This is a genomic window from Myxococcus stipitatus DSM 14675 (assembly GCF_000331735.1).
In the GTDB taxonomy this organism is placed as follows: domain Bacteria; phylum Myxococcota; class Myxococcia; order Myxococcales; family Myxococcaceae; genus Myxococcus; species Myxococcus stipitatus.
Genome location: NC_020126.1, coordinates 6,917,700 through 6,934,666 on the forward strand (window position 1 = coordinate 6,917,700; position 16,967 = coordinate 6,934,666).

General features: G+C 71.1%; 5 protein-coding genes. All 5 read right to left on the minus strand.

What is annotated here, in order from left to right:
• Nucleotides 1-28: 28 nt before the first annotated feature.
• The 5 genes from MYSTI_RS26500 to gltG all read right to left on the minus strand — a co-directional run bounded on the left by MYSTI_RS26500 (nucleotide 29) and on the right by gltG (nucleotide 16,958).
• On the minus strand, nucleotides 29-12,304 hold the full coding sequence (locus tag MYSTI_RS26500) for a tetratricopeptide repeat protein (RefSeq protein ID WP_015350881.1): 12,276 nt from the start codon (nucleotides 12,302-12,304) through the stop codon (nucleotides 29-31).
• Nucleotides 12,305-12,434: 130 nt separating this feature from the next.
• Entirely contained in the window at nucleotides 12,435-14,078 is a 1,644-nt protein-coding gene (locus tag MYSTI_RS26505) for a hypothetical protein (protein WP_015350882.1), read from the minus strand.
• Nucleotides 14,045-14,248 carry a hypothetical protein gene (locus MYSTI_RS44860; protein ID WP_015350883.1) on the minus strand — a complete coding sequence of 68 codons (204 nt, stop codon included), beginning with the start codon at nucleotides 14,246-14,248 and terminating at the stop codon, nucleotides 14,045-14,047. Before MYSTI_RS44860 ends, MYSTI_RS26505 begins: the two co-directional genes overlap by 34 nt.
• A 40-nt stretch (nucleotides 14,249-14,288) precedes the next feature.
• The gene (gene cglE / locus MYSTI_RS26510; protein ID WP_015350884.1) at nucleotides 14,289-14,921 is read right to left on the minus strand and encodes an adventurous gliding motility protein CglE; all 633 of its coding nucleotides are present in this window, start codon (nucleotides 14,919-14,921) and stop codon (nucleotides 14,289-14,291) included.
• Nucleotides 14,922-15,023: 102 nt separating this feature from the next.
• Nucleotides 15,024-16,958, minus strand: coding sequence for an adventurous gliding motility protein GltG (gene gltG / locus MYSTI_RS26515; protein WP_015350885.1), 1,935 nt, complete (start codon nucleotides 16,956-16,958; stop codon nucleotides 15,024-15,026).
• Between the last annotated feature and the right edge of the window lie 9 nt (nucleotides 16,959-16,967).

The window sequence follows — 16,967 nt, forward strand, 5'->3', positions numbered from 1 at the left end:
GCGTGAACCCTTTCAGGGTTCTACCGCGCTATCGGCGCACCTGCACCTCCACGTGTGTGCCGACGGCCACACGCAGACGGTGATGCTCTTCGGACGTCGCGAACACGAGCAACTCCTTGAGTTTGGTGCGAGGCGGCACACGGAACGAAGCCCCCGTCTCCCCCTGCACCAGACGCCGCACCGGCTCCATCTCCCCCGCCACGAAGAGGCCCGCGCGGGCCGCCGTCAGTTCCGCGCCCTCCAGGAACTGGCGCACGGACTGCGGCGTCGCGGTGGGCAGCCACGCCCGGGCCGCCTTGCTGAGTGCCGCGCGGTCCATGTCGGTGAGGACCTTCTCCAGCGCGCGCCGCTCGGGCTCGACGCCGTGGAGGGACTCGGCGATGCGCACATTGCCCACCACGAGGTTCAGCGCCGCCTGGAGGATGGCCTCCAGTCGCTCCGCGGGCACGAACTGCGTGAAGGCCAGCTCCGGCCGAGCCAGCGCCAGCGCCCGTCCCAGCAGGTAGTACACTTCCTTCTGCCCCTGCTCCGCGAAGTACTTCCCACCCACACGAACCGAGGCGGGGTGCGTCTGAAGCAGCTCGACGTTGACCTGCGGCTCCGGGGCGGGCTCGTTGGAGCGCTTCGCCATGCGCTCGCGCGTGGCGACGAGGAAGGGTGAGTACAGCTCCACCGCCTCCATGCCCAGCAGGCGCGCCACGTACCGGTAGTGGTGCACGTGGTACTCCTGCGCGCTGGCCACGTCGATGCGGTGCTTGCGAGGCACGAGCTGGTACTGCGTGAAGGGCGCGGCATACAGGTGCCCCGCCTTCGCGAAGAGCAGCCCCAGCAGCTCCGCCAAGGGGCCACGCGCCTTCGGGTGGAACAGGTGCGAGAGCCAGAGCTGGTCGTCGACCGGACGCTGCGCCACTTCTTTCTTCTTCGCGTGGGGCCCCAGCTTGACGAGGATCTCCTTCTCGTCCTCGCCCTCTTCCCCCAAGAGGCCCGACGTCGCCTGGGCCGCGAGCCACGCCAGGTCGTAGTCCTTGCGCATCGCCGCCAGTCGGACGAGCTGTCCGCACACCTTGCGCGGGGACTCGGTGTGAGGCAGCGCGCGACGGAGCGCGGCGATGGCCTCCTCCTCCTTGCCCGGCATGTTGCCAGCGAGCTCGGCGAAGGCCTCCTGCACACCGGCATCATCGGGCAGGCCCTTGGCGGCCACGCCGTAGGCCGCCACCGCGCCCTCCGGGTGCTTGAGCACCTGGTGATAGAGGTCACCCAGCGCGCGCCACAGCGCCATGCGGGCCACGTGGGTCTCCGGCGTCTTGGGCAGCCGGCCCAGCATCTTCGTGTAGTTCTCCTCCAGTGACTTCCACTGGCGAGCCCCACCCAGCATCGCCTCCAGGGAGCTGAACGCCTCGACGAAGCGCGGGTCCAGGTCCAGCGCGGCATTGAACGCCTGGGCGGCGCCGTCCACGTCCTTCAGGTCATCGCGGCGCAGCTCGCCCAAGGCGAACCAGACGCGCTTGGCCTTGTGAGGCTCGGACGACAGCGTCGGCAGCGCCAGCATGCGCGCGAGCACGTCCGCGGCCTTCTGGCCCTGCCGCGTCTCGCGCAGGAGCACGTAGAGCTGGTCCATCACCTCGAGCGCATCCGGCAGGACCTTCAGCGCCCCCGTGAAGGCATCGATGGCCATGTACGGGTCGTGCAGCTGGTCTCGGGAGATGCGCCCCAGGTCCAGATACACCTTCGCCTTGGCCTCGCCTTCGAGCACGCCCACGAGTTGCTGGCGCAGGTCCGCGGACTTCTCGTACTGGCCCGCCTTGTCCATCAGGATGACGAGCGCCCGCAGCGTGGGCTCGTGGCCCGGGTCGATGGCCAGCGCCTTCTCGAAGTGATTCTGCGCGCGGTCCGTCTGGTTGAGCGCGGCGTGGATGTCACCGAGCTGCCAGTAGACCTCCACCACCTCCAGGTCCGTGAGCTCCTCGCGGTGGTGGATGAGGATGGTCTGGAAGACCTTGAGCGCGCCCTCGTAGCGGCGCGTCTGCACCAGCAGGTTGCCGTAGCCCTCCAGCGCGGGCAGGTACGTCGCGTCGCGCTCGTAGGCCGTCTCGTAGCAGCTGAGCGCCTTGTCGCGCTTCCCCAGCTTCTCCGCCACGTAGCCCAGGCGGTAGAGCTGACGGCACAAGTCCGCGGCGACGGCGGCGTCCTTCTCCACCATCGCCTTCTCCGCCAGCTTGCGCGTGACGATGTCCAGCATCCGCTCGGCGTCGGCCCACTCCTCGTGGGCGATGTAGACATCCGCCAGCGCCCTCGCGGCCTCCAGGCTGTCCGGGATGTGCTTGAGCGCCTCCTCCCAGTAGCCCGTCGCCGTCTCGCGGTCCTCGCGGGTCTCCGCGTGGTAGCGCGCGACATCCAGCAGGGCGCGTCCCTTGGCGGCGGGGTCTTCCGTCTGCTCCGCCTCCTGGCGCAGCGTCTGCTCGTAGCCGCTCCAGTCCTTCTCCTGCTCCTGGATGCCCTTCAGGGCGCGGATGCTGGGCAGGTGGCCCACATCGATGGCGATGGCCTGCTGATAGGCGTTCCGGGCGCTGCCCGTGTCCATCAGCATGTCCTCGTTGATCTTCCCGAGCCGGAAGTAGAGCTCCACCGCGTCCTTCGACTGGCCGGCGAGCTCCGCCTCCTTCTGCAACATCTCCAGCGCGAAGGGCCAGTTGCCGCTGCGCTCGTAGAGTTTGCCGAGCGCGTGCAGCGCGGGACGGCTCTCCGCGTCCACCGCGAGCGCCGCGTGGTAGCTGTTGACGGCGCGGTCCACCGCCTTGAGCTGCTGGTACTGGACGTTGCCGATGTCCACGTACAGCTCCGCCTGCTCCTGCGGGCTGACGGCCAGCGCGAGCTGACGCTCATAGGCGATGAGGAGGTCCTCCCACCGCGACTGAGCCCGGCGCAGGCGGATGAGCGCCTTGATGGCTTGGACGTTCTGCGGGTCGATGGAGAGCACGCCCTCCACGCACACGTCCGCGTTGGCGGGGTTCTGGTACTTGTCCTCCCAGATGGTGGCGCTGCGGAACAGGACGCGAACCTTCTCGCGCCAGTCCTCGCTCAGCTCCAGCATCCGCTCGTAGATGGCGAGCAGGTCCGCCGGCTGGTCCAGCTTGGTGTGCAGCCGCTCCAGCGACTCCAGCGCCTCCCGGTTGACCGGGTCCAGCTCCAACGCCTGGCGATAGGCGGCGACCGCGGACTCGTCATCGGCGATGTCGCGCTCGAAGACGCCGGCGACCTCCACCTGGATGCGCGCACGCTCCTCGGCCGTGTCCGCCAGGTCCCTCGCGCGCAGCAGCGTCAGGGCCACGTCGCGCCAGGCCCGCTGACGTCGGTACAACGCGGTGAGCACGCCGAGCGTCTCCGCGTCCGGCTCCAGCTCCAAGGCACGCAGGAGCGCGGTGGCCGCCTCCGCCGGGTCCTCCAGCTTCTCGTCCCAGACGCGCGCAATCTCCCGAAGGATGCCCTTGCGCTGCTCGATGGAGCCCGCGGCCTCGAGCTTCTGCTCGAGCGCGACCACATACTCACGCTCGTGGCCGCGTCGTTGGAAGACCGCCGCGAGGCCATCCAGCGCGGTGGCGTTGGTGGGGTCGAACTCGAGAATCTTCCGGAACGCACCCTCCGCGGACTTGGGGTCATCCAGCCGCGTGTCGTGCACTCGCGCGAGCGTGGCGTAGAGCCGCTCCGCCAGAGGGCCACGAGGCAGCTCATCCGCCACCTCTTCGTAGACCGCGGCGAGCTCCTCATGGCTGCCCGTCTCGTCCGCCAGCCGCTCCACTTCCTCGCGCAGCGTGTCGTCCGACGCGTCAATCTGCAGCGCGCGGCACAACGCGAGGAAGGCCACGTCCTTCTGCCCCAGCCGCTCTTCCTGGACCCGGGCCAGCTCGCGCAGCGAGGCCAGCTTCTCTTCGTCCGTGACGAAGTGAGGCAGGTAGCGGTCGACCGCCGTCGCGTACGCGCGCCAGTCGTTGTACGTCCGGTACAGCACGCACACGCGCTCGTAGGCCGTGCGGTTCGCGGGGTCCAACTCCAGCACCTTCTCGAGCGCCCCCGAGGACTGCTCGGGCTTTCCGCCCTGCCCCGCCCACAGGTCCGCCACCTCGAAGTACGTGGTGACGGCGTGCTCGCGCTCCTCGGCGGACAGGTGCACCTGCACCTTCAACTCCAGCGCGCGCACCGCGTCGTTCCACGCGCGCAGCGAGATGAACAGCGCGTGCACCCGGTCCAGCTCCGCCACCTGGTGAGGCTCCACCTCGAGCGCGCGCCGAGCCGCGTCCAGCGCTTCCTCGCGGCGGCCCATCCCCGCCAGCACTTCCGCCAGGCGCAAGCGCAGGGCCTTCACGCCCTCGCTGTTCTCCTGGAGCGGAATCAGCCGACGGAGGACCCCCACCAGCTCCTCGCGCTGCTCCGTCTCGTCGTACAGGTCGCGCAAGGTGTCGAGCACCGCGCGGTTGCGTGCATCGCGGTCCAGCGCCGCCTTGAAGTACGGCACGGCTGCTTCCGGCTGCTTGAGCAGCCGATACACCACACGCCCCAGACGCTCGTTGAGACGCACCACCTCACGAGGGTCCAGCGTCAGCGCCAGCCGCCCCTCGAGTAGCTCGCGAAGGTCCTGCGGCCGGTCCGCGCGCTCGTAGAGCGACTCCAGCGCGGAGAAGGCCTGCTCGTTGCGCGAGTTCTTCGCGAGCAGCTCGCGGTACAGCTCGATGGAGCCGCCCAGGTCCGACAGCCCCTCCGCGGACACCTGCGCCATCTTCGAGACGACGCGGTCGCGCTCCGGCCCCACCACCTTCTCCGCCTGGAGCTTGAGGATGGCGTAGAGCTTCTCCGACGCGGAGGCGGTCTCGTAGATGCTCTCCAGGAGCCGCGCCGAGGCCAGATGGCCCGGCTCCAGCTTGAGGATGGCCTCATACGCGCTCGCCGCGCGGTCCGGGCTGTCCAACCGCTCCTGGTAGAGCTGCCCCAGGCGGAAGAGATACCCGATGCGCTCGGCCTGCTCGGTCGCGTTCGCGACGAGGGCCTCGAGAATGCCCGCCAGCTCCGGCCACGCCTGCAGCTCGAGGTACAGACGGTCCAGCGCCACCAGCGCCCGTCCCTGCACCGCCGCGTGCAGCGTGCGCGCCCGCTCGTAGTAGGTCACCGCGCGGTCGGAGTCGCGCAGCTTCGACTCCAGCAGCTGGCCCAGCTTCAGGCACACCTGCGCCGCGTCGGCGGCTTCGGCGACTCGCGGGAGCGCTTCCTCGTACGCCGCCACCAGCTCGTCGTAGCTGTCGGAGGCATCCGTCGAGTTCTCCAACCGCCGGCGAACCTCGCCGTCGTTCGGGTCCTCCTTGAACGCACGGAAGAGCGCCAGGAACGTGAGCTCCGACTCCCCCTGCGCCTCGCGCAGCGTGGCCAGCTCGCCCAACAGGGCCTTGCGCTCGAACGCGTCCGTGGACACGCCGACACGCATCTCGATGAGCTGCGCCAACCGAGGCACATCCCCGCTCGCGCGGAACGCACGCAGCAGCGTCTCCACCGCGAGAAGGTTCTGCGGCTCGCGCGCCACCACGCCCTCCATCCGGGCCACCGTGCCGGGATGGTTGGGCTGCACCGCCAGCACCTCGCCGTACATCGTCAGCGCGCCCGTCCGGTCCAACAGGCGCGTCTCGCGCACCGAGGCCAGACGGAACTTCAGCTCCAGCCCCGCCTCGGGCGGCATCAGCGCGATGCGACGGGCCAACACATCCGCCAGCTCCGGCCAGCGCTCCTGCTTCTGGCAGAGCGCCTCCATCCGCTCCAACGCGGCCACGTCGTCCGGCTTGATCTCCAGCAAGCGCCGGAAGGTCGCCAGCGCGCCGAGCGCGTCCTGAAGCTGCTCCTCCTGCAGCAATCCAATCTGCAGCAGCACCGCCGCGCGACGAGAGGGTTCCTCGGCCACGGCGAGCTGACGGCGCAGCACCTCCAGGAGCTCCGTGGGCTTGCCCTGCGACGCCACCAGCCGCACGGTGCCATCCAGCGCCTCGATGTCCGTGGGACGCAGCTCCAGGACACGCTTCCACGACGCCAGCGCCTCGGCCGGCTCGCCCAGGTCCGTCTGAAGCCGCGCCAGCGCGCGGTACAGCTCCGCCCGCGAGGCGTCTCCCGCCTTGGGCGCCACCTCGATGACCACGACGCTCAGTTCCTCGGGAGCCTCGGCGCGGTCGACCAGCGACACGCACAGCTCCAGCGAGCGAAGGTCATCCGGCAGCTCGCGCAACGCACGCGTCGCCGCCAGGAAGCCCATCTCCGCGTTCTCCAGCGGTCCGGCGTACATCTCCGCGATGCGGCGCAGCAGCGCGGCGCGCTCCTGCGGCACCGCCTCCGCCGACACGCGGGACTCCAGCATCTCCACCTGCTTCAGGTGGTTGCCCACCGCGACGAAGACAGGCTCCAGCGCACTGGCGGCGGCGCCTCGCAGCGGGCTCTCCGAGCGCGCCATCTCCTCCAGCGCCCCCACCGCGCCCGCGTGTCCCGCCCGCCGCGCCAGCACCGACTGGTACAGCTCCAGCGCGCCACGCGGGTCGTCCAGGCGAGAGAACTTCAACCGCCCCAACCGCACGCGCAGGTCCGACGCCTCTTCCTGCGCGCCGCGCTCGTCCGCGAGCTGGACTTCCCGCTCGATGTGCTGCGCGAGCTCCGGCCAGCGCTCCATGTCCGCGAGCACGCGGCCCAGCAACTTGAGCGCGTTGGTGTTCTCGGGTCGCAGCGCGAGGACCTCGCGATACGACTGCGCCGCCAGCGCCTTGTCCGCCAGCGTCTCCTCGGCCAGGTGCGCCAGCTCGAACAGCAGGTTCACCTGCGAGGTCGCGTTCGTATCCGCCGCCACCTGGCGCCGCATCACCAGCGCCAGCTCGCGATGCGCACCCGTGCGACGATGGACGCGGGCGATGGACTCCAGCACGCCCCGGTTCTTCGGGTCCCTGCGGCTCACTTCCTCGAGCGCGCGGACCGCCAGGTCGTAGCGCTTGAGGCGGTTGTCATAGAGCGTCGCCAGCCGTCGCCAGAGGTCTCCCGCGAGCGGCTCCTGCGCGCCGCGCTCGAGCTGGTCTTCGTACGCGCCGGCCACTTCCTCGAACGAACCCGAGTCGGCCGCCAGCCGCTCCAGCTCGTCGCGAACCGACGTCTCCTGCGGGAACTCGTTGAACGCCCTGAGCCGAGCGACAAACGCGAGCGACGTCTGCCCCAGCGCCTCGCGCAAGGTCGCCGCCTCCTGGATGGCCTCCAGTCGCCGCTCCGGAGCCACGCCCGGCAGCAACACGTCCAGGACCTCCACCAGCTTCCGAGCGTCGTTCAAGCCGCGATAGACAGGCTCCAGGAGTCGCGCCGCCTCCACGCGAGGCCCGTCGTGCGCCATCAACCGCTCCAGCCCCGCCACCACCTGGCCATCGCCTGGCGCCAGCTCGAGCAGACGGCGGTACACCGGCAACGCCTCCGCCGGCCCGACTTCCTTCTCGAGGAGCTGCGCGCGCTTCAGCAACCAGCCGCGCCGCGCGCCATCATCCGCCGCGCTGTCGGCGAGCTGGTCCAGCACATCCGCCTGTTCGACGAACCGCCGTCCCTTCGCGTAGAGCTTCTCCAGCGCGAGCAGCCCTTCCGGAACCCGCCGCAGCGCCAGCGCGGAGCGGTACGTCTCCACGGCCCGAGCATCCTCACCCGCGTTGGCGTAGGCCTCGCCCGCCTTGAGCAGCAGCCCCACGCGCTCATCCGCGTCCTGGGAGAGCTGGGCCTGACGCGTGTACACCTCGGAGAGGCTCTTGGCGTTCTGCCCCTTCTCGTACAGACGAGACAGCGCCTCCAGCGCCTGTCGGTCCTGCGGAGCGTCCGCGAGCAGGTTCTTCCAGAGCCGCGCGGCCTCCTCGGGCTGGTCCAACGTCTCGCGCAGCTCCGCGGCGCGGCGCAGGAGCTCCAGCGCCGCCGGGTCTCCCTCGGTGAGCTCCACCGCCGCGGACTCGTAGATCTCCGCCAGCACCTCGTGCGAGCCCGTCTCGCGCGCCAGTCGCTCCAGGTCCGGGCGCACGCCCTCCCGGTCCAACCCTTGCGCGAAGGACTTCACCGCCGACATGAAGGCCAGCGACGTCTGCCGCATGTCGCGCTCGTAGATGCGGCGCACCTCTCCGGCGAGCAGGGTCTTCTCCACCGTCAGCGCGGACTCCATCCGCGCCTCGCGCAGCGCCACGCGGCGGGCATGGTCGCCCACCTGCGCCAGCACCGGGTCCAGCACCTCGAGCGCGGCGCCGCTCGTGGGCACCGCGGCCTTCACCCAGGCCTCCAGCGCGCCTCGCGCTCCCGGGTGCCCCGAGTCCTCGGAGAGGATGCGCTTGTAGAGCCCCAGCGCCGCGTTCGGGTCGTCCAGCACCGTGCGCTGCAACTCCGCCAGGCGGAACGACACCTCACGCCCCTGCGGGCTCTGCCCCTCCTGATTGCGGCGCAACGCCAGCGCCCACGCCAGGTCCTGATGACGCTCCAGCTCCGTGTAGAGCCGGTCCAGCGTGGCCGCGGCCTCGCGGTTCGCCGAGTCGCGCTGCGCAATCGAACGCCACGCCTCCGCCGCGCTCTCCGGGTCCGACAGCCGCGTCTCGTGCAGCAACGCCGCCTCGCGCAGGAACGCGAGCTGCTCTGCGGGCTCCGGCGACGCGGCGGCCAGCTTCTCGAGCACCTCCGCCAGCGCCGCCCACTCCTCGCCCGCGCGGTGCAACCGCTGCAGGGCCCGGAGGCTGTCCAGGTTCCCCGGCTCCAACGACAGGAGCGCACGCAGGGCCTTCACCGCGCTCGCCTTGTCGTCGAGCTTCTTCTCGTGCACCTCGGCCAGCTCGCGCAGGAGCGCCACGCGCGCGGGGCCGACATCACCCTCTTCCGCCAGCTCCTCGATGATCTCCGCGTAGCTGTCCAGCGCGTCCGCGTCCTCCGCCGCCTGCCGCGCCGTGGAGCGCAGGCCCGCGTCTCCAGGGGCCAACCGCAGTGCTCGCGCCAGGGCCGCGAAGGCGAGCTCGGGCTGCCGCAGGTGCGCCAGGTGCACCTGCGCCGCATGCCGGAGCACCTGCACGCGGGCCGCGTCGTCCTTCGCGACCTCCGCCAACACGTCCAGCGTGGCCACGAGCTTGCGGTGGTCCTTGGTCCGCTCCAGCGCGGGCACCAGCACCCTCGCCGCCGCCTCGCGGGCGGTTCCAGAGGCCAGCATCGCCTCCAGCGCCGCGAGGGCGTCCGGGTCCGACGGACGCTGCATCAGGATGTCCGAGTAGCTCTGCACCGCTTCGGCGCTGCCATCCTGCAACCCCTGCAGCAGCTGAGCCCGGCGCAGCTTCAGCCGCGCCGCCTTGTCCGTCTCGCCCGCGGACTCCGCCAGGCCAATCATCCGAGCCAGCGTGTCGCCCAGCTCACGGGTGCGGCCCGCCTTCTCGTACAGCTCCGCGAGGCGAGGCAGGTGCCGCCCCTCCTCGGCGCCGTGCGAGAGCGCGGACTGGAGCGCCTCCGCGGCCTGCGCCGGACGCCCCAGCTCCGTGTTCAGGTCCACGAGCTGGAGCAACAGCTCCAACCGCTCCGCACCGCGCGCACCGTGGATGCGCTTGCGCAGGAGTTCCTCGGCATCCGCCGCGCGACCCGCCCGGCCATACAGCCGCACCAGCCGCTGCAGCACCGCGCCCGACTCGGGGGCCCGCTCCACCGCGGCTTCGAGCGCGACGATGGCATCCGCCACCAGTCCGCCTTCCTCCGTCAGCCCCGCCGCCTCGGTGAGCAGCGCCAGCGCCACGGCCGGCTCCTCCAGCTCCGCCGCCAGCGTGCGCAGCACGCGCCCCAGCTCCGAGTGCGCGGACAAGTCCCGCGCGAGCCGCAGCGCCTCGGCGCGCGACGACTCGTCCTTCGGGTCCTCACGAACCACGCGCACCCGCGTGTCGAAGGCCGCGCGACTGTCGGCCAGCTGCTTCTCGTGGATGCTCGCCAGCAGTGAGAAGAGCCGCTTGCGCGCGGCCGGCTCCGTCGTGGCCTCCAGCTGCTGCTGAAGTGCCGCCACCTGACGCTGGTGGTCACCTGCCCGGCCATAGTGCGTGGCCAGCGCCTCCGTCACCTCGTTCGACCGCACACCCGCCGCGGCCAGCCGCTCCAGTCCACCGACCACCACACCCGTCGAGACGTTCTCCGCCAGGAGCCCGAGGAACAGGTCCGCCGCGTCCTGCTGACGCCCGAGCCGCTCCGCGTACAGCTTCGCCTGACGCGCCGTCCACTCGTTGCGCTCGAGCTGCGACTCCGCCAGCGCCGCGAGCCGACCCGCCAGCGCCGCCGCCTCGTCGAAGCGAGACAACGCCACGCACAGGCCCTGCAGCCGCTGCACAGCGCCAATCTCCTCGGGCGCGAGCTGCACCCACTCGCGCACCAGCGGCTCCAGCTCCTCCGGCGCGGCGCCCGCGGCCTCTCGCCGCGTCACCTCCGCCTCCAGCCGGGCCTTCGGGTCGTCCGCGAGCGCCGCGGCCGCCTGCAACGACTTCACGGCCTCCGCCGCCGCCGTGTCGCCGGGCACGCGCGCCAGCACCTCGCGCCACGCGGCCTCCGCGCGCACGGGGTCCGCCAACGGTCCCTGGAGCAACAGCGCGAGCTGCCGCCACAGCGTCGCGGAGACCTCCGCCACCGTCGCCGCCTGTGCGGCACGCTGCAGCGCCAAGGCCAGGGCCGGCCGCGCATCGGCCTTCTCCGCGTGCTCCACCACGGAGCCCAGGAGCAGCGGCCGCGCCGGGTCCAGCTCCAGCGCCCGCGACAGCACCTCGAAGGCGCCTCGCGCGTCCTCCTTCTCCTCGAACATCAACGCGAGCGCCTCGCAGAACGCCACCCGCTCCGCTCGCGGCCGAGGCGCCAGCAGCGCCAGGTCCAACAGCGGCACCACGGCCTCCAGCTCCTCGTCGTCCGCCAGGAGCCGCGCGAGCTGGAATGCCGCGAGCGCATGCGTGGGGTCCAGCTTGAGCGCCGCTTCCAGGTGCGTGCGCGCCGCCGCTCCGTCCCTGAGCTGCGACAGGCACAGCTCCGCCAGACGCAGCCGCATGGCCGCCTGACTCGCCTTGTCCTTCACCGTGCCCAGGTAGCGCTCCAGCACCGCCACCGCGTCCGCCGCACGCCCACTCTCCAACATCTGCTCCGCCGTGAGACTCGCCGCGTCCGCGCGCGACGGGTCCGCCGCCACGGCCCGCTCGAAGGCCCCGAGCGCTCCCGGCGCGTCATTCAAGCGGCCCAGGCGCATCGTGCCCACGCGCAGCCACAGGTCCACCTGCGCGCCGCGGTCCTTCACCTCGCCCGCCATCGCCTCAATCTGCGCAATCGCCGGCGCGAAGTCCCCGCCCGCGCGCGCCGCCATCTTCTCGATGAGCGACAGGCCCTCGGGCATCCCCGGCCACAGCAGGAAGCACCGGTCCAGCGCCTCCTTCACCTTGCCAGCGGAGGCCGGGTCGTACCAGGCGAACAGCTTGGCCACGAGCAGCGACAACCGCGCCGCGCTCTTTCGGTCCCGCTCCTCCAACGACATGCTCCGCAGCATCCGCACGCGGTCGCGCCACGTCTGTTCGAAGCGCTGCAGCGCCCGGCTCGTCTTCTCCACGCGCGCGTTCTGCGGCTCCAGCCCCCGCGCCACCTCCAACACCCGCTGCGCCAGCTCGTGCTCGGTGGGGTCGTCCACCAGCCGCTCCGCCAGCGCCGCGTACTCCTCCGCCATGCCCGCGTCGCCCAGCGCCTCGCGCTCACGCTCCAGCGCCTCGAAGGCCGTCTGGAATCGCTCCTCGGACAACAACAACTGCCGCACCCGGCGGAAGATGGCGCGGTCCGCCTTCGCTCGCGCGGCGCGCTGCAGACACAACACCGCCCGGTCCCGACGGAAGAGCTTCTGCTCGTAGAGGTCCGCGGCCTTCAGGTAGTGGCCCGCGCTCTCCTCGCCTTGCGTGGCGCTCCCCAGTCGCTCCAATACCTCGGCGAGCGCGGCGGCATCCTGCCGCGTCTCATGTAGACGCTTGAGGCCCCGCAGCGCGGGCAGCGGCTCTCGCGCCACCAGCAGCGCGCGCTTGAGCAGCTCCTCCGCGCGCGGCGCGTTGCGCTGACGCTCATGCGCGAGCTCCGCGGCACGGCACAACAGACGCACCGCTTCGTCGGCGGCGACGTCGCGCGAGCGGCCCTCGTACAAGCGGATCAACTCTTCCACTCGGCCGGCTTTCTCCAGTGCGGCCTCGGCTTCGACGAAGCTCCGGTCATCGGACACGCGCAGCGTGGGTCGAGGGGACGTGGACGGTTGCATGGGGAGGGCGGGCCTCGGGGGGTGAAAATGGAACGCAGCGGGGGCGCCAGCCGCCGGACTTTACCGGCCGCGAGCGCCCCCGAGCAATCATGCAAAACCCGCCAAAGGGCGGGAATCATTGGTCTTCTTGCTACTCGGCCGTCGAAGCATCCGGGGAAGCGTCGCCTTCCTCACCCGCCGGCTCGGCGGGAGCCGGTGCCACGGCAGCCGCCTCCGGCAGTGCCTTCGCACGCTCCAGACCCGCGCTGTCGTTGAGCTGGGTGTAGAGGGCCATCGCCTTCTCCCGCTGCTGCAGCTCCTCGGCGAGCTGGGCGGCGCGAGCCACGTTGCCAAGCTTCTCGTGCAGCGGCAGGGCCTTGTCCTTGCGCCCCGCGGCCTCCCACGCATCGGCGGACGCGGCGACGTCGCCCAGGAGCTCCAGCCACCGGGCACGGCCCGCCGGCTTCTGCTCCTGCTCGGCCCGAGCCAGCTCGCGCTGAGCCAGCTCCTTCGCCTCCTCATCCAGCTTCAGGCGCTGCATGAAGTGGAACGCCTTGGGAGGAGGCAGGGTGCCCAGCACCTCCACCGCCTCGCGGCGCTGTCCCGCCGCCACGAGCAGCGTGGCCGCGCCCAGACGGTCCCCGCGCTCCACCAAGCTCTTCACCTCGAGCCCACGGATGCGGTTGGCGCTGGCCATGTCCCGCGAGCGCTCGTACGCCTTGCGTGCCAGGGTCAGCTTCCCCGCACGCTCGTACGCGAGCGCCGCCTGGTCGAACTGGCGGGCGCGCTCATACAGGCGCGCCACGTTCTCGAAGTCGCCCTTGCCAACGTAGTGCTCCATGAGGAGCTCGTAGGCGCCGGCCTTCTCCAGCGTGGGGGCCAGCTGATCCGGAGGCAGCGTGCTCACCAGGCGGCGCGCGGCGTCATTGTCGCCACCCGCCAGCCCCGTGCGCAGGGCGCTCTTGAGGTCCCCACCCGCCTCGAACAACCGGGTGGCCTCCGCGAAGCCGCCGTTGCGCTCGTGGAGACGCGCCGCGTCACGCGTGCGCCCCATGCCCTCGAGCTGCTTGGCCTGCTCCTTCCAATCGCCCGTCAGCTCCGGCGCGGGGCGACGCTCGCCCTTCTCCGGACGCTCACCGCGCTCGGGACGCTCCCGGCGCTCGGGACGCTCGCCGCGCTCCCGACGCTCGCCCCTCTCGGGACGCTCACCGCGCTCCCGACGCTCGCCCCTCTCGGGACGCTCGCCGCGCTCACGGCGCTCCGGACGAGCCTCCGCCCGGGCCTGGGGAGCCGCGGGCTCCTCCACGTCGGGACCGGGCTGCCGACCGCTGGCGGAGAAGGCCGCCTCGGAGCGGTCCTTGTCGCCCGCGGCGCGCCAGACCTGGCCCACCAGGAACATGACGTCCGTCCACGCGTCGAACTTCTCCTTCGCGGAGTCCACCGCGGGAGCGGCGGCCTCGGCGGGAGCAGCACCTTCCGCCGCGGGAGCAGCGGCTTCCGCGCCCTCGGAGGGAGCCGCTTCGGCGGGAGCCTCGGGGGCCTCCACCGGAGCCGTGCTCGCCTCGGCGGCCGGAGCCTCCGGCGCCGCGGGCTTGGGCTGACGCTGCACGCGCAGCATCGTGGTGATGAGGCGACCTCGCGTGTTGAGGTCCAGGTCCTCCAGCGACTTCAGGCGCATGGGCCGCAGCGAGCGGACGATCGCCTGCAGCGGGCCCTTCTCGGCCCCGAAGTCCGTCTTGGACAGCGCCTTCTCCAGGACACTCAGCTCGGAGATGACACGCTGCCCCGGGCCCACGGGCCCTTCATCCCGGCCACGGCCGCGGCCCTCACCGCGCCCACGGCCTTCGCCCCGTCCAGGACCTCCCGGGCCACCTCGGCCTCCAAAACCACCGCCAGGGCCATCACGGCGCGGGCCCTGACCCGGCGCACCCGCGTCACGACCACGCCCACCCTGCCGTGGCCCACCGCTTCCATTCTCCTGAGGCACGTCTTTCTCCCGCTAGAACTAGAACGCGTAGCGAATGTTCGGCGCCACCGCGAACCCGAACGAGCCACCGGACACGAGGTAGTTCCCCGTGACCTCGACCCCCACGGAAAAGTGGCGCAACCGTGTGTAGTACTCCACTCCGGGCCCGGCAAACACAAGAATGTCGGAATCCGGAAGGAGGCTCTTCGGGGAGAACATCGCATAACCCGCGCCGGCGCGGAGATAGAACCAGGTGCGCTTCACTTCCTGGCTGTCAGCCAGGCCCAGCAGGCGCGCGCGCAGGACGGCGCCCGGGACAAGGGTGAAGAAGTCACCAGAAACCTTGCCCCCGGACTCGCCGATGTACTCGGCGCTGGTCCGGATGCTGGAACCCATGACGAAGAGCCCCAGCGACACCCGCTCGTTCAGGTCGAACCCCATCTCCACCTGGGCCATGGGGCCAGAGGAGAAAGGCCGGGGGGTCCCCTCGGCCGCGGGCGGGTTCGTCATGAAGAGCGGGCCGCCGTACAGCGCGAAGTAGAAGCCCCGCTCGATTTCATCGAACGTGACGGCCGGCCGGTCGCCGGTCGCCGTGGGGGGTGGTTGCTGAGCGCTCGCGGCCACGGGGAGGACGAACACGGCACACAGGGCAATGGGAGCGAGGGCTTTCATGCGGTCCTGAGGTTGACGTAGCTCCAGCGGGGGACGGGAGCCGGGGTGACTGCGCGGGCGGCCCGGAGAGGGCCGCCCGTGTAACGGGGAAGAGCGCCGGTGCTACTCGCCGGACCGCGTGAAGATGAACGGATAGGTGACGACCACCACGCCACCACCCTTGGGCTCGGGGAACTTCCACGTGCGCACACGGCTTGCCACACACGTCTCCAGCTCCGCGTTGCCCGCCGTGCTCTGGGCCACCGAGGACGACGCCACCGAGCCCGTGGCGGTAATCACGAACTTCACCGCCACCTTGCCGCCCAGCTTCGGGAAGCGGTTGAGGAGGCTCTCGTAGCAGTAGCGAATCTGCCCGCGGTTCGCCTGGATGACCTTGCGGATGAGCTCCTTGTCCAGCGAGCCCATGACCTCCACCTCGGACGAGGCGATGTTCACGTCGACCGACGACTTGCCACCCAGCACACCCACACCCGTGCCGTAGGTGCCCGTGCCGCCACCTCGGCCCTTGGTGCCGATGCCGCCGATGCCCACGGTGTCACCCGTGCCGCCGCCGCCACCGCCGCCGCCGCGCAGACCCAGGCCGCCGAAGCCCCCCGAGTCACCCGCCTTGGCGCCGAACATGTTGCCCATGGCGCTCTTGAGGTCGCCGCCCAGGCCCTTGCTGCCGAAGACGGTGGAGATGCCGCCCTTGCCGCCGCCGAAGATCTTGGCCGTCAGCGCGCGGGCCTCGTCCTTCTTGTTCGGGTCGCCCTTGGGCGCGGTGCGGTTGTTGGTCTTGGGCGCGTCCTTCTTGCCCATCTGACCTTCGTCACCGCGGCTCTTGGCCGCCATCTCGCCGCTCTTCTTCGCCTCCTTCTGCTGATTGAGGCGCTCGAGGAACTTGTTCTTCTGCACCTCGGGCGGCTTGATGATGAGCTTGGCGATGCGCGCCGAGTTCGAGGACAGCTCGTCTGAGTACTCATCCCCCTCGCCCGTGCGATTGAGCGCGGTGATGACGAACGCGGTGGCCGCGAAGAACACCAGCAGGAAGATGTTGAGCGCGGTGTAGTCGAGCGTCTCCCCCAGCGGCGCCACGACGCGCTTGGGGACGGCCTGGAACGAGGCCTCGAGCGTCACTCCGCCCAGGTCCACCCAGAAGAAGTCCTCGGCCTCCAGCGTCAGCGAGTACGCGTCGCCCTCGTGCGAGGCCTTGCCCGCCTCGAGGACCGCCTTGAGATCCAGCGTCTCACCCTTACGGATGAGCCCACCCTTCATCTTCCCCATGAAGCGCACGACGAAGGACTGGCCGTCGGTGCGCAGCACCTCGAAGCGGGGGGCACCCAGCTTGTCGTCCCCCATGACGAAGTCGACGCCAGCGGCGCTTCCCACCGCCACCACGCGCTTGGAGCCCGGGCCGACGAAGAACTCGCCCACCCGCTGATCTCCCCACGAGAAGCGCAGTGCAACCCCCTGCGGACCGCTCGACTTGGAGCGGCGCACGGTGCGCGGGCGCGGGGCGGCGGCCTCGGCGACCTGCGGGGCCGGGGCCTCGGGGGCCGCGGGCTCGGGCTCCGGAGCCACGGTGGCGTTCTTCTGCGTGGCGGCCACGGACGCATCCAGCGCGCCCGCGACGGCGGGAGCAGCCACGGCGGCGGCCTGGGCCAGACCGGAAGCGGGCGCGGCGGCGCTCACCACCGGGTTCTTCTCCGTGGTCTCGTCCGTGCTCGCGGCGGCCGCCAGGTTCACCGCGGCCACGGCGGCGGGGTTCTCCAGGCGGATGGTGGTGCCACCCACCCGGATCTCGTCGCCGAACGTGAGCTGGCCTTTGTTGACCCGCTTGTTGTTGACGTACGTCCCCTCGACGCTGCCCATGTCGATGATGGACATGGAGCCGTCGCTGGCGACTTCGATGACGGAGTGGATGCGGCTGACCTTCTCATCCTCCAGGCACAGGTGCGCCGAGGACAGACGGCCAATCTTGATGATGTCGCGCTCGTAGTCCTTGGAAGCGACCAGCGTGTCGCCCTTGAAGACCTTGAGTGTCAGGGGAACGGCCATGAGGGCTCC

Coding starts and splice junctions, on each gene's coding strand:
- MYSTI_RS26500 (WP_015350881.1), bottom strand. CDS start 12,304: ATGCAACCGTCCACGTCCCCTCGACCCACGCTGCGCGTGTCCGATGAC.
- cglE (WP_015350884.1), bottom strand. CDS start 14,921: ATGAAAGCCCTCGCTCCCATTGCCCTGTGTGCCGTGTTCGTCCTCCCC.
- gltG (WP_015350885.1), bottom strand. CDS start 16,958: ATGGCCGTTCCCCTGACACTCAAGGTCTTCAAGGGCGACACGCTGGTC.